This window comes from Kitasatospora hibisci, assembly GCF_043950205.1.
GTDB lineage: Bacteria > Actinomycetota > Actinomycetes > Streptomycetales > Streptomycetaceae > Kitasatospora > Kitasatospora hibisci.
In genome coordinates this window covers 7,137,995-7,154,481 of the sequence record NZ_CP171642.1, presented here as the reverse complement: position 1 = coordinate 7,154,481, position 16,487 = coordinate 7,137,995, and the positions used below count along the sequence as shown (strand labels likewise).

General features: G+C 75.7%; 16 protein-coding genes. 8 read left to right on the top strand and 8 right to left on the bottom strand.

Annotation, left to right across the window (positions count from 1 at the left end):
- Window positions 1–28: 28 nt before the first annotated feature.
- Window positions 29–3,082 carry an alpha-mannosidase gene (locus ACF9IK_RS31190; RefSeq protein ID WP_395297409.1) on the top strand — a complete coding sequence of 1,018 codons (3,054 nt, stop codon included), beginning with the start codon at window positions 29–31 and terminating at the stop codon, window positions 3,080–3,082.
- A 100-nt stretch (window positions 3,083–3,182) separates the two neighbouring features.
- Here ACF9IK_RS31190 and ACF9IK_RS31185 read toward each other — a convergent pair whose 3' ends face one another.
- Entirely contained in the window at window positions 3,183–3,557 is a 375-nt protein-coding gene (locus ACF9IK_RS31185; RefSeq protein ID WP_395297408.1) for a winged helix-turn-helix transcriptional regulator, read from the bottom strand.
- 104 nt (window positions 3,558–3,661) lie between these two features.
- Here ACF9IK_RS31185 and ACF9IK_RS31180 point away from each other — a divergent pair, with 104 nt between their 5' ends.
- Window positions 3,662–4,333 carry an NADPH-dependent F420 reductase gene (locus ACF9IK_RS31180; RefSeq protein WP_395297407.1) on the top strand — a complete coding sequence of 224 codons (672 nt, stop codon included), beginning with the start codon at window positions 3,662–3,664 and terminating at the stop codon, window positions 4,331–4,333.
- Between the two features lie 169 nt (window positions 4,334–4,502).
- On the opposite strand, the gene ACF9IK_RS31175 is transcribed toward ACF9IK_RS31180, so the two are convergent.
- The 3 genes from ACF9IK_RS31175 to ACF9IK_RS31165 form a co-directional block, all read right to left on the bottom strand.
- Entirely contained in the window at window positions 4,503–5,072 is a 570-nt protein-coding gene (locus tag ACF9IK_RS31175; RefSeq protein WP_395297406.1) for an acyl-CoA thioesterase, read from the bottom strand.
- A complete protein-coding gene (locus tag ACF9IK_RS31170) occupies window positions 5,069–5,398 on the bottom strand; it encodes a hypothetical protein (protein WP_395297405.1) in 330 nt (109 codons plus the stop codon). Before ACF9IK_RS31170 ends, ACF9IK_RS31175 begins: the two co-directional genes overlap by 4 nt.
- Before the next feature lie 370 nt (window positions 5,399–5,768).
- On the bottom strand, window positions 5,769–7,181 hold the full coding sequence (locus ACF9IK_RS31165; protein ID WP_395297404.1) for an NAD(P)/FAD-dependent oxidoreductase: 1,413 nt from the start codon (window positions 7,179–7,181) through the stop codon (window positions 5,769–5,771).
- Window positions 7,182–7,470: 289 nt separating this feature from the next.
- Here ACF9IK_RS31165 and ACF9IK_RS31160 point away from each other — a divergent pair, with 289 nt between their 5' ends.
- Complete coding sequence (locus tag ACF9IK_RS31160) at window positions 7,471–8,394, top strand: NAD-dependent epimerase/dehydratase family protein (protein WP_395297403.1); 924 nt, start codon at window positions 7,471–7,473, stop codon at window positions 8,392–8,394.
- A gap of 130 nt (window positions 8,395–8,524) precedes the next feature.
- Here the strand turns inward: ACF9IK_RS31160 and ACF9IK_RS31155 are convergent, their stop codons facing one another.
- Window positions 8,525–9,007, bottom strand: a complete 483-nt coding sequence (locus ACF9IK_RS31155; protein WP_395297402.1) for a cysteine/serine endopeptidase inhibitor — start codon at window positions 9,005–9,007, stop codon at window positions 8,525–8,527.
- Window positions 9,008–9,302: 295 nt separating this feature from the next.
- Here ACF9IK_RS31155 and ACF9IK_RS31150 point away from each other — a divergent pair, with 295 nt between their 5' ends.
- Entirely contained in the window at window positions 9,303–9,524 is a 222-nt protein-coding gene (locus tag ACF9IK_RS31150; RefSeq protein WP_395297401.1) for a hypothetical protein, read from the top strand.
- Window positions 9,525–9,590: 66 nt separating this feature from the next.
- Here the strand turns inward: ACF9IK_RS31150 and ACF9IK_RS31145 are convergent, their stop codons facing one another.
- Window positions 9,591–9,842: a hypothetical protein gene (locus tag ACF9IK_RS31145; RefSeq protein WP_395297400.1), complete on the bottom strand. Its 252-nt coding sequence runs from the start codon at window positions 9,840–9,842 to the stop codon at window positions 9,591–9,593.
- 231 nt (window positions 9,843–10,073) lie between these two features.
- Here ACF9IK_RS31145 and ACF9IK_RS31140 point away from each other — a divergent pair, with 231 nt between their 5' ends.
- Window positions 10,074–10,727, top strand: a complete 654-nt coding sequence (locus ACF9IK_RS31140; RefSeq protein ID WP_395297399.1) for a 4'-phosphopantetheinyl transferase family protein — start codon at window positions 10,074–10,076, stop codon at window positions 10,725–10,727.
- Window positions 10,728–10,836: 109 nt separating this feature from the next.
- On the opposite strand, the gene ACF9IK_RS31135 is transcribed toward ACF9IK_RS31140, so the two are convergent.
- Both ACF9IK_RS31135 and ACF9IK_RS31130 read right to left on the bottom strand, forming a co-directional pair.
- Window positions 10,837–11,784, bottom strand: a complete 948-nt coding sequence (locus ACF9IK_RS31135; RefSeq protein WP_395297398.1) for a polysaccharide deacetylase family protein — start codon at window positions 11,782–11,784, stop codon at window positions 10,837–10,839.
- 101 nt (window positions 11,785–11,885) lie between these two features.
- On the bottom strand, window positions 11,886–12,479 hold the full coding sequence (locus ACF9IK_RS31130; RefSeq protein ID WP_395297397.1) for an MBL fold metallo-hydrolase: 594 nt from the start codon (window positions 12,477–12,479) through the stop codon (window positions 11,886–11,888).
- A gap of 82 nt (window positions 12,480–12,561) precedes the next feature.
- Here ACF9IK_RS31130 and ACF9IK_RS31125 point away from each other — a divergent pair, with 82 nt between their 5' ends.
- From ACF9IK_RS31125 to ACF9IK_RS31115, 3 genes are all read left to right on the top strand, one after another.
- Window positions 12,562–13,518 (top strand): GlxA family transcriptional regulator, encoded by a 957-nt coding sequence (locus tag ACF9IK_RS31125; RefSeq protein ID WP_395297396.1) that lies wholly within the window; start codon window positions 12,562–12,564, stop codon window positions 13,516–13,518.
- A gap of 233 nt (window positions 13,519–13,751) precedes the next feature.
- Window positions 13,752–15,455 carry a CehA/McbA family metallohydrolase gene (locus tag ACF9IK_RS31120; protein WP_395297395.1) on the top strand — a complete coding sequence of 568 codons (1,704 nt, stop codon included), beginning with the start codon at window positions 13,752–13,754 and terminating at the stop codon, window positions 15,453–15,455.
- Window positions 15,456–15,717: 262 nt separating this feature from the next.
- Window positions 15,718–16,266, top strand: coding sequence for an ATP-binding protein (locus ACF9IK_RS31115; protein WP_395297394.1), 549 nt, complete (start codon window positions 15,718–15,720; stop codon window positions 16,264–16,266).
- Window positions 16,267–16,487: the final 221 nt, after the last annotated feature.

Below are 16,487 nucleotides of genomic sequence, written 5' to 3'. Positions count from 1 at the left end.
CTTCGGTAACGCAACGGAGCCCGCTGACATGCACGATGACCGCAGCCTGGTCGAATCCCGCCTCAAGCGCGTCCTGGACGAGCGCATCCGCCCGGCCGTGTACCCCGAGTCCGTCCCGCTGGAGGTCTCGATCTGGACCGCGCCCGGCGAGCCCGTGCCGGTCGCCGAGGGCCTGGCCGCGCCGCGCACCCCGATCGCCGTCGGCGACGCCTGGGGCGCACCGTGGGGCACCAGTTGGCTCACCGTCGCCGGCACCGTGCCCGAGGCGTGGGCCGGGCGGACCGTGGAGGCGCTGATCGACCTCGGCTTCGACGCCAACATGCCCGGTTTCCAGTGCGAGGGCCTGGTCTACCGGCCCGACGGCACCCCGGTGAAGGGCCTCAACCCGCGAAACCAGTGGGTTCGGATCGCCGCCCCGGCGGCCGGCGGGGAGCAGGTGCTGCTGCACGTCGAGGCCGCCTCCAATCCGGTCATCCTCGACTACCACCCCTTCCTGCCGACCGAGCTGGGCGACCGGGAGACCGCCGGGAGCGAGCCGCAGTACCGGCTGGAGCGGATGGACCTCGCGGTCTTCGACGGGACGGTGTGGCAGCTCGTCATGGACCTGGAGGTGCTCGGCGAGCTCATGGCCGAGCTGCCGGCCGACGGCGCCCGCCGCTGGGAGGTGCTGCGCGCAGTCGAGCGGGCACTCGACGCGATCGACCTCCAGGACGTCAACGGCACGGCCGCATCCGCCCGTTCGCAGCTGGCCGGGGTACTGGCCGCACCGGCCGCGCCGTCGGCGCACCGGATCAGTGCGGTCGGCCACGCCCACATCGACTCCGCCTGGCTCTGGCCGCTGCGCGAGACCGTCCGCAAGGTCGCCCGGACCACCGCCAACATGACCGCGCTGCTGGAGGACGAGCCCGACTTCGTCTACACCATGTCCCAGGCGCAGCAGTACGCCTGGATCAAGGAGCACCGCCCCGAGGTGTACGCGCGGGTCAAGAAGGCCGTCGCCGAGGGCCGGTTCGTGCCGGCCGGCGGCATGTGGGTGGAGTCCGACACCAACATGCCCTCCTCCGAGGCGATGGCCCGTCAGTTCGTCCACGGCAAGAGGTTCTTCCTGGAGGAGTTCGGGATCGAGAACCAGGAGGCGTGGCTGCCCGACACCTTCGGCTTCACCGGCGGCCTGCCGCAGATCATCCGCAACGCGGGTTCCAAGTGGCTGCTGACCCAGAAGATCTCGTGGAGCCAGGTCAACAGGTTCCCGCACCACACGTTCCTCTGGGAGGGCATCGACGGGACGCGGATCTTCACCCACTTCCCGCCCGTCGACACCTACAACTGTTCCATGAAGGGCAGCGAGATCGCCCACGCCGCCCGGAACTTCAAGGACAAGGGCGCGGCCCGGCACTCGATCGCCCCGACCGGCTGGGGCGACGGCGGCGGCGGCACCACCCGCGAGATGGTCGCCAAGGCGTCCCGGCTGCGGGACCTGGAGGGCTCGGCCACCGTGCGTTGGGAGCGCCCGGCCGCCTTCTTCGAGAAGGCCGAAGCCGAGTACGCGCACCCGCCGGTCTGGGTCGGCGAGCTCTACCTGGAGCTGCACCGGGCCACCCTGACCAGCCAGGCCAGGACCAAGCAGGGCAACCGGCGCAGCGAGAACCTGCTGCGGGAGGCCGAACTGTGGTCCGCCACCGCCGCACTGCGCACCGGGCTGCCCTACCCGTACCAGGAGTTGGACCGGATCTGGAAGACCGTGCTGCTGCACCAGTTCCACGACATCCTGCCCGGCTCGTCCATCGCCTGGGTGCACCGCGAGGCGGAGGCCACCTACGCGGGGCTGGCCGCGGAGCTGGAGGCCCTGATCACCCGGGCCCAGCGGGCACTGGCCGGGGAAGCGGCGGGCGGGCGCGAGCTGGTCTTCAACGCGGCGCCGCACGCCCGTTCCTCGGTGCCGGCCGGCGGGGCCACGGCGCCGACGGTCGCCGTCCCCGCCTCCGGCTGCACGGTGACGGCCCGGCCCGGGGGCGGGTTCGTGCTCGCCAACGGCCTGCTCTCGGTCACCGTGGACGCCGACGGCCTGGTGCCGTCGGTGGTGGACACCGCGAACGGCCGGGAGGCCGTCGCCCCCGGTACCTGCGCCAACCTGCTCCAGCTGCACCCGGACTTCCCCAACATGTGGGACGCCTGGGACGTGGACCAGTTCTACCGCAACACCGTCACCGACCTCACCGAGGCGGACGAGGTCGCGGTGGTCCACGAGTCGGACCAGGCCGTCACGGTCCGGGTGGCCCGCTCCTTCGGCTCGTCCACCGCGGTGCAGATGCTGACCCTGCGAGCGGGCGACCGGCGGCTGGACATCGACACCGAGGTCGACTGGCACGAGACCGAGAAGTTCCTCAAGGCGGCCTTCCCGCTCGACCTGCACACCGAGCGCTACGCCGCCGAGACCCAGTTCGGCCACCTCCACCGGCCGACGCACACCAACACCAGCTGGGAGGCGGCCAAGTTCGAGGCCTGCAACCACCGCTTCGTCCACCTGGAGGAACCCGGCTGGGGCGTGGCCCTGGTCACCGCCTCCACCTACGGCCACGACGTCACCCGCACGGTGCGCGACACCGACGGCGGCACCACCACGACGGTCCGGTTCTCGCTGCTGCGCGCACCGCGCTTCCCCGACCCGCGCACCGACCAGGGCCTGCACCGGTTCCGGCACGCCCTGGTGCCGGGCGCCGGCATCGCCGACGCGGTCCGCGAGGGCTACCGGATCAGCCTGCCCGAGCGGCGGGTGACCGGCTCGGCGGAGACGGTCCGGCCGCTGGTGGAGCCGGACCACGACGCCTTGGTGGTCAGCGCGGTCAAGCTGGCCGACGACGGCAGCGGAGACCTGGTCGTCCGCGTCTACGAGGCCCACGGCGGCCGCGTCCGGGGCCGGCTCGCCACCTCCTTCCCGCTCGCCGCGGCGGTGCCCTGCGACCTGCTGGAGCGCCCCTGGGACGGCACCCGCGGCGAGGTGGCGGCGGACGGTGACGGCGTGTCGCTGGCGCTGCGGCCGTTCGAGCTGGTCACGCTGCGCCTGACGCCGGCGGCCGGCTGAGGCCGTGAGGTTGCCCGGGTACCCCGGCCGTGGTGCCGGGACACCCGGGCGGCCGCTGATCACGTCCGGCGGACCGCCTCCCGGTGCCCCCGGCGCCGTCCTACCCCCGGTCGAGGGCCTCCCGGGCCGCGAGGACGGCGTCGCCGTGGGCGACGGCCCAGGCGCCGACCGCGCGGATCGGCCCGAGGAGGGCCGTGCCCGCCTCGGTGAGCGCGTAGTCGACCCGGGGCGGGGCCTCGGCGTACCGGTGGCGCTCGACCAGACCGTTGTACTCCAGCCGCCGCAGCGCCTCGTTGAGCACCTTCGGGCTGATCCCGCCGATCCGGGCCAGCATCGCCCGCGGCCGCATCGGGCCGCGCTCCCCGAGGACGTACACGACCACGCTGTCCCAGCGGTTGGCGAGCACCTCGAACCCGATCCGGGCCCGGCAATCGGCCACGAACACGTCCCCGCCCGTCACATCGCTCTCCTCCACGGGGACATCCTGCCCCCGCCGATGCCTACCGGGCGGTGTGCTTCGGCCCGCCTACCGTCCTGGGCACGGCAGTTCGCCGTCGATGACGTGAGGAGGAGCAGACGATGCGGATCGGCGTTATCGGTTCGGGGGCGATGGCCACCGCCCTCGGCGGGGCCTGGGCACGGGCCGGGCACGACGTCCTGGTGGGCGGCCGCGACCCCGGGGCCGCGTCCCGGGCGGCGGCGGCCGCCGGCGGCGGCACGCGCAACGGCACGCCGGCGGATGCGGCGGAGTCCGGCGAGGCCGTCCTGGTCGCGGTGCCGGCCGACGCGGCACGCCGGGTGGTCGGCGAACTGGCCGCCGAGCTCGCCGGACGGACCCTGCTGGACTGCACGGTCCCGATGGCTCCGGGCCCGGACGGGCCCGTGGTGACCACGGCGGGCGGCCCCGACTCCGTCGCGGCCCAGCTCGCCGCGGCGGCGCCCGGGGCTCGGGTGGCCAAGGTCTTCGGCATCTGCCACGAGAGCATCTGGACGCTCGACCGCCCGTCCTTCTGCGGAGCACCGCTCGCCGTCCCGTTCTGCACGGACGACCCGGCGGCCGCTGCTCTCGTGACCGGGCTCGTCTCCTCGATGGGCTGTACGCCGCTGCCTTGCGGCGGGCTCGCGCGGGCCGGCCTGCTGGAGTCGGCGGCCGTGCTCGCGATCGGCATCTGGCGGTCCGGCGGCGAGGCCCGGCACGTCTTCCCGGCTCCCGCACTGGCCCCCGGGGCGGTCGACGACGAGCAGCTCTGACCGGTGCCCGGCTGCGCCTGCGGGGGGCGCAGCCGGGGCGGGGAGGGCGGGGCCCGCCCCGTGGTCCGTGACCAGGGCAGGCCGTGCCGCTCCGGGTCCGCACCCGAGCGCCGTTGCTCACGTGCGGTCCTTCAGGGGGCCGGTCGGCCGGACCGGCCCGTCGGCGCGGTCAGCGGGACGAGGCGCGGCAGCGGCGGCGCCGGCGGTGCGCCGCGACCGCCGGAACGGCCGGGCCACCGACGCGCGCGGCCTTCACCGGCAGCCACTGCGGCGGGACGGCGGAGGTCTCCGCCGTGGGCCGCGAGTCGGCCGGGCGCTCGCCCGGCAGGAATGCCGAGAGAAACCGCCGCTCGTTCGGGCTGAGTTTGCGGGAACGGCCGGATTCGCGGTCCCGGGCGACCACCACGGTGCGCGCCCGCATATATGTGCGGGGATCGCGGCAGACATTCACCACGACATGCGCGGAACTCCTCCCGAGCCGCTCCACGGTGAGCCGCACCAGCAATGGGTCGGGGTGGTGGTGCAACTGCTCAAGGTAATCGATCTCGTGCCGTGCGATCAGGAATCCGGACGGGAAAAGGGATTCCTGCACGGCGGTCCGGTGGTGACAGAACAGGTCGTAGATGCCCTCCTGGACGTAGGAGACCAGCCGGGCGTTGTTGATGTGCCCGTTCTCGTCGACGTCGCTCCACCGGGTCGGGCAGGACAGGACGTGCGTGTTGGGGGGCGCCGCGCTCACCGCTTCTTCAGCCCGGCGTCGCCCTGGCCGCCGACGCCGGCGGGCAGCAGCGCCCGCTGCAACCGGGCGTAGTAGACGGCGTGTTCGGACGCCATCCGGGCGGCGGTCCAGCCCTCCTCGGCGGCCTCGGCGGCGGCCTGCACCACCAGGCTGTCGAGCACCCCGTCGACCGCCCGGCACAGCTCGGCCACGGCGGCCAGACGCTCGGGCACGGCGACGTCGGCGCCGTCGGCCCCGCCGCGGGCCGGGAACGACGCGAGCGAGTCCACCGCGAGCCGCAGCTCGTCAACGGCACCCGACCGGATTTCCGAAAGGCAATTGCGCACGGTTATCTCCCGAATCAGATACGGCATGGTCGTATGCGTTCGAATCCACCAGGGCGGTTCGGCCACGGTTCGCGCACCCCCGGCGGAAAGGACGCTATCCCAGCCGGGGCAGCGCGCGACAGGTTTGCGATGGCCGACGGAAAACTGCCCACCATTGGAGTAGTTTGGCGGTGCATAAAATCTGCCGCATCAGCCGAATGCGCACCGCGCGCCTCCGCCGCCGGTCACTCCGCGTGACGACCGGTCAGGTGTTCGGCGGCCCGTGGCGGTGGCCCGACGAGGGCGGACCGGACGCGCCGGCGCGCGCAGGCACCGGCCGGTCCGGAGGGCCGGTCACTCCCGAACGGCCGGCACGCCCTCCCCCGCAGGCTCAGTTCCGCCCGGCGACCGCGTCGGCCAGGCGGGCGAGCGGCGAGGTGGTGCCACGCCCCGTGGCCTCCTGCCGGTCGGCGCCGTGGTACGCGGCGTACAGCGCGTGAACGCCCAGCCAGCGGAACGGCTCCGGCTCCCAGCGGCGCACGGTGTGGCCGACCCAGGGCAGCCCGGTCAACGCGGTGTCGCGGCCGAGCACCAGGTCGCGCAGGGTGCGGCCGGCCAGGTTCGCCGTGGTGACGCCGCTGCCCACATAGCCGCCGGCCCAGCCGAGGCCGGTGCGGCGGTCGAGCTCCACCGTGGCGCACCAGTCCCGGGGCACCCCGAGGACACCCGCCCACGCGTGGTCGATCCGGGCCCCGGCGGCACCGGGGAAGAAGCTGTCGAGGATCGCGCGGAGCTGACGGACGGTGGCCGGCTGGGTGGTGCCGTCCGCGTCGGTGCGCGAGCCGAAGCGGTACGGGACACCGCGCCCGCCGAGGGCGATCCGGTCGTCGGCGGTGCGCTGCGCGTACATGTAGGCGTGCGCGAAGTCGCCCAGGACCTCGCGGCCCGCCCAGCCGGCCGAGGCCCAGAACGAGGCCGGCAACGGCTCGGTGGCGATCATCGCCGAGTTCATCGGCAGCCAGGTGCGCCGCTCCCCGTGCAGCGCGGCGGTGAAGCCCTCGGTGGCGCGCAGCACCACGTCGGCGGTGACCGTGCCGTGCGGGGTGACGGCCCGGGCGCGGCCGCCCGGCCCGGCCGGGTGGATCTCGGCGACGGCGGTCCGCTCGTGGATCCGGACCCCGAGCCCGGCCACCACCCGGGCCAGTCCGCGCGCCAGCCCGGCCGGCTGGATCCGCGCGCCGTACGGGCTCCAGGTGCCGCCGAGCGCGCCCGCGACACGGACCCGGTCGGCGGTCTCGGCCGCCGAGAGCAGGTGGACGCGGTCGGCGCCGTAGGCGGCCTCGGCCTCGGCGAAGGCCTGCAGCCGGGCCAGCTGGGCCGGCGTCCGGGCGACCTCCAGGACGCCGCCGCGCACGACGTCCGCCTCGATGCCCTCCGCGGCGGCCGTGTCGGCCACCTCGCCGACCGAGCGGTCCATCTCCCGCTGCATCGCGGCGGCACGCTCCGGCCCGTACCGGCGCGCGAAGGCGGACCGGCCGGCGAAGCCGTTGTACAGCCACCCGCCGTTGCGCCCGGACGCGCCGTAGCCGCAGAACCGCTGCTCCAGCACCGTGACGCGCAGCCCGGGGTCGGCCTTCTTCAGGTAGTACGCCGTCCAGAGGCCGGTGTAGCCGCCCCCGACGATGCAGACGTCCGCGTCGGCGTCGCCCGGCAGCGCGGGCCGGGGCTCCGGCAGCCCGCCCTTCGCGTACCAGAAGGAGACGCCGCCGTTGACGGCCGGGGACGCTTCGCCGTTGCGGTCCACGGGAACCTGCCTTCGCTCGGTGATCTCCCCGGACGCTACGCCGCACCCCCCGCCGGAACCACCCGCACGCTGCCAGGTTCCGCCGCCCGTCCGCTGCAGAGTGTCAGGCGTCGAGGGGGTGGTGCGGGCGGTGCGACTCCGGGACCGGCCGGGCGCGACTCCGCGGGGCGGGCCGGAGGCCCCGGAGGACCGAGGACGTGGCGCGGCTCACAGCCTCCGGGTGTCACGGGACGGCGGGCCGTCTCGTCCGACCTGCGTAGCCACGGATTCCGACCCGGGAGTGCACACCATGATCGTCCTGCTTGCCGGCGCCACCGGTGCGATCGGCCGACCGCTGACCCGTCTGCTGCTCGCCGCCGGCCACGAGGTGCTCGGACTCGCCCGCAGCGCGGAGGCCGAGCGCGTGGTCGCCGGTCTCGGCGCCCGGCCGGTCCGCGCGGACGCGATGGACCGCGCCGGGCTGCTCGCCGCCGTCCGCGGGCTGCGCGCCGACGCCGTCGTGCACCAGCTCACCGCACTGAAGAAGCCCCGGCGCACCGTCGACGAGACCGAGCCCAGCACCCGGCTGCGCACCGAGGGCACGGCGAACCTGCTGGCCGCCGCCCGCGCGCTCGGGGCCGGCCGGTTCGTGACCCAGTCACTGGTCTTCGGCTACGGCTACGCCGACCACGGCGCCCGGGTGCTCACCGAGGCCGACCTCTTCGGCGTCCGGCTCGGCAATCCCGGCGACCTCGTGGTCGACGGCCTCCGGTCGGCCGAGGAGCAGGTCTTCGCCGCCGAGGGGCTGGACGGCATCGCACTGCGGTTCGGCGTGTTCTACGGGCCCGGCACCTGGTTCGACCCGGCGCCCGCGACACGGCCGATGCCGATGCCGGTTCCGCGGAGCGGGGGCGGCCTGACACCGTGGGTGCACGTGGCCGACGCGGCGGACGCCACCGTGGCGGCGCTGGAGCGCGGCCGCGGCGGCGAGGCCTACAACATCGTGGACGGCCGGCCGTCGACCTGGGGCGAGCTCGCCGCCGCGACGGCCGCCGCCCGGGACCGCCGCCCGCTGCGCGTCCCGGGCCGACTGCTGCGGCTGGCGGTGCCCTACCTCGGCACGATGATGCTGGACACCAGCATGCGGGTCTCCGGCGCGAAGGCGGAGCGCGAGCTGGGCTGGACCCCGGCCCACGCCGACCACCGGGAGGGCCTGCGGGCGACGGTGGCGTGAACCGCCGCCGGGTGCCGCCCGCCGCCCGGACGGGGGTGACGGGCGGCGGGCGGCGGTTCCGGGGGCCGGGGGTGGCCCGGTGCCCGCGGTGGTCGAGGGGCCCGCGGTCACAGGGTGCCCGGGTGCCGGGTCAGCCGATCGTCGAGGCCTCGACCGGCTCGGACAGCGGAATGCTCCGGCCGGCCAGGCCGGTCTTGACGAACTGCCAGGTGATACCGGTGATCACGCCCTTGCCGAGCGGGGCGAGCCGGGCGAAGGCGGGCTGACTCAGGTCGATGTGGGTGGAGTCGCAGGACGGGCACTTGTCCTTCACGGGCACCGTGACGGTCTTTCCCTGGTACGTGACCTTCACCGAAATGCCCTTGCAGAGCGGGTCGTTGTTGGGGTTGGCGGCGGTCCACCAGGAGTGCGGGACGGCCACCAGCATCTGGTTGGCGGCGTTGATCCGGGTGCCGCAGGCGCCGTAGCCGGCGTCGTTGTAGTACGTCGCCTTCCCGCTCATCGGCTTGTTGATCGGGATCGCGGCACTCGCCGAGCCCGCGGTCAGGGCGATCAGCGCGGCGGCCGCGAGCGGCGCGCCGGCCAGGATCCTGAGGTTCTTGACGACTCGCATGGTTCCCTCCGGTTCGATAGACGGACGGCATGACCGAGCACGGGCGGACCGGAGCCCGGACCACGGCGCCACCCGGGAGGTCAAGTTGCCTTCCGTGAAGCGGAGTTCGAGCACGTCCGGTTCGCCTCGTGAGGGACGCTATGCCGGGCGCCGGAGTGAGGTCCAGACCTTTGATGTGTTGTCATGAACACAAGGCAACATGCTTTACGAACGCGTCCGAAAGCGGGACGATACGTGACCGCGGAGCACGATCGAGCGTTGTCAGCTCGCCCGATCCGCGCCACCAGGAGGCCCCGTGCGCACCGCACTCCGCACCGCCGTCACCGTCCTGACGACCGCCCTGACCAGCACCCTGCTCGCCGCCGCCGCGCTCACCGGCGCCGCCACCCCCGCCGCCGCCCAGCCCCGCGAGGTGAACCAGGGCCACAGCATCCCCGTCGGCGGCATCACCGACCTCGGCGCCCTCCCCGTCCTCGGCACCCTCGGCCTCGACTTCGCCCGCCTCCTCGGCCTGTGAACCGGCCTCGGCTTCCGGCCGGAGCGTCCGCGGCTTGATCCGGGCGCCCCGGCCGGATGCCCTGGACTACCGACCCACGTCGGCGAGCTGGGACCAGAGCTCGCGCTCGGCGGGAGTCGGGGGGATGTGCCCGGCGGGGCGCTCCGGATGGGCGCGGGGCAGCACGCGGGGCCGGGCGGGCCGCAGGGCGCGCGGGTGGGCGGCCGGGGCCGGGTCGGCGCCGCCCGCGGGTGGGCAGATCCCGTAGCCCCACCCGTAGGCGAGCGCGCTCAGCCCCGGGATCAGCTGCTCGAACCAGCCCGTCCAGTACCACCTCATCGCCGCCCACCCATCCCGGCCGCACCCGCGCCGTCCGACACACCGCCGATCCCCGGCCGGCCGAGTCTCCCCGGCCGCCCTCGAATCCGGCTCAAGCCCCGGCGGCCCGGCCCCGCCCCGGTTCCCGCCCTTCCCGGCGGGGCCGGGGCCGCTCGGGTTAGGCTCGGCCGGTCCGCACTCGCACCGAGCGCGCCTCGGTGCACCGAGACACACATCGACAGGGGGGAACCTGTGATCGGCGAACTGCTGCCCGCCGCAGTCATGGTGGAGGTCGCGTACGACGATCCGCCGGAGGCCCGGCTGGAGCCGGCCGAGGAGCCGGCCGTCGCCCGCGCCGTCGACGGCCGCCGCCGGGAGTACACCACCGTCCGCCACTGCGCCCGGCTGGCGCTCGGCCGGCTCGGCGTCCCCTACCGCCCGCTGGTCCCGGGCCTGCGCGGCGCCCCCAGCTGGCCGGACGGCGTGGTCGGCAGCCTGACCCACTGCGCGGGCTTCCGCGGCGCGGCCGTCGCCCGCGCCGGAGACGTCGTCTCGCTCGGCATCGACGCCGAGCCGGCCGACGCCCTGCCCGAGGGCGTGCTCGACACCATCGCCCTGCCCGGCGAGCGGAGGCGCGACGCCGAGCTGCTCGCCGAGCACCCGCAGACCCCGTGGGACCGGCTGCTCTTCAGCGCCAAGGAATCGGTCTACAAGACCTGGTTCCCGCTCACCGGGGTCTTCCTCGACTTCGACGGCGCCGACATCACCCTCGACCCGAACGGCACCTTCCACGCCGAGCTCCAGGTCCCCGGCCCGGTCGTCGACGGTCGTCCGCTCCAGTCGTTCACCGGCCGGTGGATCGTCCGCGACGGCCACCTGGCGACGGCCATCACCGTCCTTCCCTGACGGCCCGACCGGATCGGTGGCTCTCGCCTGCCGCGCTCCGGTCCGCGGCCGCTCCGGGGTCCTCGGACCGGCGGGCGTCGACGGGCGACGACGGGCGACGGTGCCGCACTCAGCGGAGGGCGTCGGAGAGACGCGTGAAGGTGTGGCCGGCGGCGAGGAGGGGTGGGAGGGCGGCGGCGAAGCCTGGGGCGGTGCCGGAGGCGGGGTGGTTCATGTGGGCGATGAGGATGGCGCCCCGCGGGGCGGCGGCGACCTCGGCCCGGACCTGGGCGGCGGTGAAGGTCGCTCCGCCGTCGGCGTTGACGGTGAACCCGGCCACACGGGTGTGCAGGTCGGCGGCGATGCGGGTGGCGACGTCGTCGTAGTGGGCGGTGCCCGAGCGGAAGAAGCGGGGCGGGCGGCCGAGGAGAGCGCTCAGCTTGGCGGTGTTGCCGGCGATCTCGTCGTAGACCTCGCCCGGGTCGCGGGTGCCCGCGATGCCGTAGGCGGACCGGCCGGTCACGGAGAGCGGGCGGTGGGCGGTACCGTGGTTGGCGATCTCGAAGAGGGGATCGGCGGCGAGCCGCTCGGACTCGGCCGGGTTGGCGTCGATCCAGCGGGCGTTGAGGAAGAGGGTCGCCGGTACGCCGTGGGTGCGCAGGAGCTCGATCAGCGCGGCGTCGTAGCCGGAGCCGCCCGGCCCGCCGCACGCGTCGAAGGTGAGGGCGGTGGCCCGGACGCCGTCCGGGAGCACGGTGATCACTCCCGGGACGTCCAGGCCCCATGTGGCGGGCTCCACACCGGCGTAGCGGGCGGCCACGGACCGGCCGGCCGGGGCGGCCTCCTGGGCGGCCGGCGCCACGGGCGAGGCCGCTGCCACCGGAACGGCCGGTTCGGGCGGTGACGCGGTCGGTGACCCGGACGCCCGGTCGGAGGGCATCGGGGACGGCACGGGGGAGGGCGTGACCGCCGGTTCACCGGCCGGGAGGGGGCGGGCGCCGCGTTGCGCCGCCGCCTGACAGCCCGCCAGCGCGCCTCCCGCGGCCACCAGCAGCAGCATTCGCCGACTCAGCGACACGCCCGCCTCCATGCTCGTCCGACCATCCGCCCTCACTTCTATGAACCCTGATCGGCCGCCGGCCGCAACTCCAGACCAGGGGAAGGCGGGAGCGGACGTCCCTACCGGGGCGCGCGCTCGTCGGCCGGGAAGGCCGGCCCGTGGCCGGGCACGATCAGGTCGGCGGCCTTGAGCACCCGCAGCCGCGACGCACGCAGCAGCTCGCGGTCCGGCGACACCGGGTCCTCCTCCGGGCCGTCCGGGCGCCACCACAGGTCGCCGACGAAGGCCGTCACACCGGTGGCGGTGCCGGCCAGCAGGGTGATGTCCTCGCGGCTGTGCCCCGGGGTGCGGATCAGCCGCAGGGACGGGGACAGCTCGTAGCCCTCGGCGTCCCGGCTCGTCCACTGGTCGTGCCGGTACTCGGCCTTGTGGTCGTGGACGACCGCCTCGCCGAAGAGCCCGACGTTCATGATGTTGTCCGGGTGGTGGTGGCTGAGGACCACGTCCGTGATGTCCTCCGGGCCGAAGCCCAGCTCCCGGAGCGGGCCGAGGATGCGGTCGCGGCCGGCCACCATACCCGGGTCGACGATCACCCGCCGGTCCCCGTCGGAGACGAAGGAGACGGTGGCGGCCACCCCGGGTCCGGTGGAGAGGGTGTAACCCGTGGTCAGGATCGTCCAGTCGGCGCTGCGGCCGTGCGGTGCGTCGTTCATGCCGATCATCCTCGCGAACCGGACCGCGGCCCACGAGTGGCCCTTCTGCCACCGATCGCGGGAATCGTGCCACAATGCCGCCATGCCGCCCTTCACGACCGTCGCCGCCTACGCCCCGCCCGGTGTCGGGATGCTCGCGGTCGGCGTGGTCGCCGAGGTGTTCAGCGGCGTCGCGCCCGGCCTGCCCCGCTTCGACTTCGCGCTCTGCACCGACCGGCCCGGCCGGGTACCCACCGATCTCGGCGTGCCGCTGACCGTCGACCACGGGCTGGACCGGCTGGCCGCCGCCGACCTCGTCCTCGCCCTGCCGTGGGCCGGCTTCCGGACGCCCCCGCCGGCCGCCGTGCTCGACGCGCTGGCGGCGGCCCACGAGCGCGGCGCGGTCGTCGCCGCGCACTGCGTCGGCGCGTTCGCGCTCGCCGCCGCCGGACTGCTCGCGGGGCGCCGGGCCACCACCCATTGGCGGTTCGCCGGGCTGCTCGCCGAGCGCCACCCGGACGTCGCCGTGGAGCCCGACGCCCTGTACGTCGACGAGGGCCGGGTCGTCACCGGCGCGGGCGCGGCGGCCGGCTTCGACCTCTGCCTGCACCTGCTGCGGCGCGAGTACGGGGCCGCGGCGGCCAACGCCGTCGCCCGGGACCTCGTGCTCCCCCCGCACCGCGACGGCGGCCAGGCCCAGTACCTGGCCGCGCCCGTTCCCGAGGACTGCGAGGACGAGCGCCTGGCCGGCGTGCTGGCCTGGGCCCGCGAGCACCTCGACCGGCCGCTGCCGGTCACCGAGCTCGCCCAGCGCGCCCTGATGAGCCGGCGCACCTTCGCCCGCCGGTTCTCGGCCGCGACCGGCACCACCCCGCACGCCTGGCTGCTCGGGCTGCGCCTCGGCCGGGCCGAGGAACTCCTGGAGACCACGGACCTGCCGATCGAGGAGGTCGCCCGGCTGGTCGGCTACGGCAGCGCCGCCGTCCTGCGCGAGCAGTTCGTCCGCCGCCGCGGGGTGCCGCCGCGCTCCTACCGTCGCGCCTTCACCCGCGTCCTTTGAGCCGCCTCCGGTGGGCCGCCTCCCGTGGGCTTCGGCCGGTGGGTGCGGCGTCCCCGGCCACCGGGCGTCCACTCCCCCGGGCGCCGATCACGGTCGCCCGGGCACCTTCACCGACCCGCCCCGCCCCGGTGGGGCCCGGCTCACCCCGGGTTCACCGCAGCGGGTAGGGAGGCCGCGAGCCGGCCGGGAGTCCGCCCCCCGCCGGCGTCCGCCGCCCTGGACCGGAGGACCCGATGAACGACCCCGCCCACGCGCTACCGGACCCGAACTCGGACCACCGGCCGGAACCGCCGCCGGACCCGCGGCCCGGACCGTCACCGCTGCCGGCCCGCCGCGACCTGCTCCGCACCGGCCTGGCGACCGGTACCGCCGCCGCGCTCGGTCTGACGCCCACCGGCACCGCCGCCGCCCAGGACGCACCCGCGCCTGCGCCCGAACCCGAGCGGCGGCTCACCCTCACCGGCCATCTCCCCGCCGGTTCACCCGACTTCGTCTACCTGCCGTTCGAAGTCCCCGACGGCGTCGGGGAGATCACCGTCTCCTACGGCTACGACAAGCCGCCCGTCCCGGCCGGCACCCCGGGCAACTCCTGCGACATCGGCCTCTTCGACGAGCGCGGCACCGACCTCGGCGGGCGCGGGTTCCGCGGTTGGTCCGGCGGGTTCCGCACCGAGTTCGCGGTGGCCCGCGACCGGGCGACCCCCGGCTACCTGCCGGGGCCGATCCGACCGGGCACCTGGCACGTCGTCCTCGGCCCCTACCAGGTCGTGCCGCAGGGCCTGGACTACCACGTCGAGATCGTCCTCCGATTCGGCGCGCCGGGGCCGGAGTTCACGCCGTCCTACCCGCCGGAGCGGGCCCGCGGGCGCGGGCGCGCCTGGTACCGGGGCGACTGCCACCTCCACACCGTGCACTCCGACGGCCGCCGGCTGCCCGCCGAGGTGGCGGCCGGCGCCCGGGCGGCCGGACTGGACTTCATCGTCTCGACCGACCACAACACCACCTCCTCGCACGCCGTCTGGGGTCCGCTGGCCGGCCCGGACCTGCTGATCCTGCTGGGCGAGGAGGTCACCACCCGGAACGGCCACTGGCTCGCCCTGGGCCTGCAGGCGGGCCGGATCGTCGACTGGCGCTACCGCGCCCGCGACGAGGCGATCCCGCGCTTCGCCCGGCAGGTCCGCCGGGAGGGCGGCCTGGTGGTGCCCGCTCACCCGTACTGCCCGTACGTGGCCTGCCAGTGGAAGTTCGGCTACGCGGACGCCGACGCGGTCGAGGTGTGGAACGGTCCGTGGACGTACGACGACGAGTCGGCGGTGGACACCTGGGACGCCCGGCTCGCCGTCGCCCTGCGGGAGGGGCGCTCCTGGCTGCCGGCCGTCGGCAACAGCGACGCGCACAGCGCCCCGCAGGTGATCGGCTCCCCGCACACCGTGGTCCTCGCCGAGGACCTCACCCGGGACGGGATCCTCGACGGCCTCCGCGCCGGACGCAGCTGGCTGGCCGAATCGGCGGGCGTTCAGCTGGAGTTCACCGCCACCGGCCGCGGCCGGCAGGCGGGCATCGGCGAGCGGCTGACCGTCCCGGCCGACGCACCGGTGGACGTCCGGCTCGCGGTCTCCGGCGTGCCCGGCGGGACGGTCCGGTTCCTGACCGACGAGGGCCAACTGCACCAGGAGTCGCTGCCCGCCGACGGCACGGGCACGGTGGTCTGGCGCACGACGGCCTCGCTGGCCGCCTTCGTCCGGGCCGAGGTCCGGCACCCGAGGGCGGACGGCTCGCCGGGCCGGGGCAACGCGATGGGGCCGGACCTCCCGTGGGGCCCGATGGCGGCGCTGACCAACCCGATCGTGCTGCGCACCGCGCAGCGGTCCGCGGCGGCCGGACCGGGGGACGGGCAGGAGGCGGGGCGGCTTGAGGGGCCCGGGGACGAACCGTGAAGGGGCGTCCGCCGCAGGTGGCCGCCCGGCCGCCCCGAAGGCCGCCACCAGGCCGCCACCAGGGCGACCCGCGGGGGCAGGAGCCGGGAACGGGTGGGGGGACGACTCGGAGTACCACCGTGGACTAGGTTGATCTCCGACAGCAGTCACTCGTCGGGACGAGGCGCTCGGCTGTCCGTACCCGGGTCCGGCCGTCCCCAGACGCCGGCCGGCCCCGCCCCGGCGCCCCGTCCGTCCCCGGCCCGCGAAGGGATCAGCAGCCGTGAACCGTACGACCGTAGGTGGGCCGGAGATCGGTGGCGGGAGGGGCGCCGGCGGCGTCATCCTCCTCTCCGACCCGGCCGGGGCCGGGAGCGGCACGGTCGCGCCCCTGCTGGCGGACGCGCTGCACCCGAGCGTCCACCTGCGGGCGGACGACTTCCAGCGGGCGGTGCGGCAGGGCTTCGTGCCGACACACCTGCCGGAGGCCCGGCGACAGAACACGACGGCCCTCGCGGCCGCGGCCCAGGCCGCCTTCGCCTTCGCGACGGGCGGCTACCAGGTGGTCGTCGAGGCGGCGGTCGCGCCGTCGGCCCTGGACGCCTTCCGTCGCGAGAGCCGGGCGACCGGCGCGGCCCTGCACTACGTGGTCCTGCGCGCACCGGGCGCGCCCGCCGACCTGGGGGCGCTGGAACGCCACGCGGTGGGCGCCCCCGCCGCTGCCGACGGTGCCGCTGCTGCCGACGGGGGCGCCGGAGCGGCCGACCCGGCCTCGACCGCCGCCACCGTGCTGACCGGCCTGGCCCGGGGGGCGTTCCTGCTCGGCTGGTGACGGCCGGCAGGCGGCGAGGGCCGGCGGGCGGCATCCGCCCCGCAGCCTGCCGCGAGGCGCCCCCGGTCGCTGCCCGGCACGGCGCCCCGGCGGTCGCGCGCCCACCCGGCAGGTCGGGGGCGTCGGCGCGCCGCGGCCGAACCGAGCGGCGCCGAGCCGCCGTGGAGCGGGGAGGGCGGACTCGCCGCGGCCCGTGCCAGAGGAGACGCCCGGTGACCGGC

What these genes read in the sequence shown, in the direction of transcription:
- ACF9IK_RS31190 (WP_395297409.1), top strand. Translation starts at nt 29, where the DNA reads ATGCACGATGACCGCAGCCTGGTCGAATCCCGCCTCAAGCGCGTCCTG.
- ACF9IK_RS31180 (WP_395297407.1), top strand. Translation starts at nt 3,662, where the DNA reads ATGCGGATCGGCGTTATCGGTTCGGGGGCGATGGCCACCGCCCTCGGC.
- ACF9IK_RS31160 (WP_395297403.1), top strand. Translation starts at nt 7,471, where the DNA reads ATGATCGTCCTGCTTGCCGGCGCCACCGGTGCGATCGGCCGACCGCTG.
- ACF9IK_RS31155 (WP_395297402.1), bottom strand. Translation starts at nt 9,007, where the DNA reads ATGCGAGTCGTCAAGAACCTCAGGATCCTGGCCGGCGCGCCGCTCGCG.
- ACF9IK_RS31145 (WP_395297400.1), bottom strand. Translation starts at nt 9,842, where the DNA reads ATGAGGTGGTACTGGACGGGCTGGTTCGAGCAGCTGATCCCGGGGCTG.
- ACF9IK_RS31130 (WP_395297397.1), bottom strand. Translation starts at nt 12,479, where the DNA reads ATGAACGACGCACCGCACGGCCGCAGCGCCGACTGGACGATCCTGACC.
- ACF9IK_RS31125 (WP_395297396.1), top strand. Translation starts at nt 12,562, where the DNA reads ATGCCGCCCTTCACGACCGTCGCCGCCTACGCCCCGCCCGGTGTCGGG.
- ACF9IK_RS31120 (WP_395297395.1), top strand. Translation starts at nt 13,752, where the DNA reads ATGAACGACCCCGCCCACGCGCTACCGGACCCGAACTCGGACCACCGG.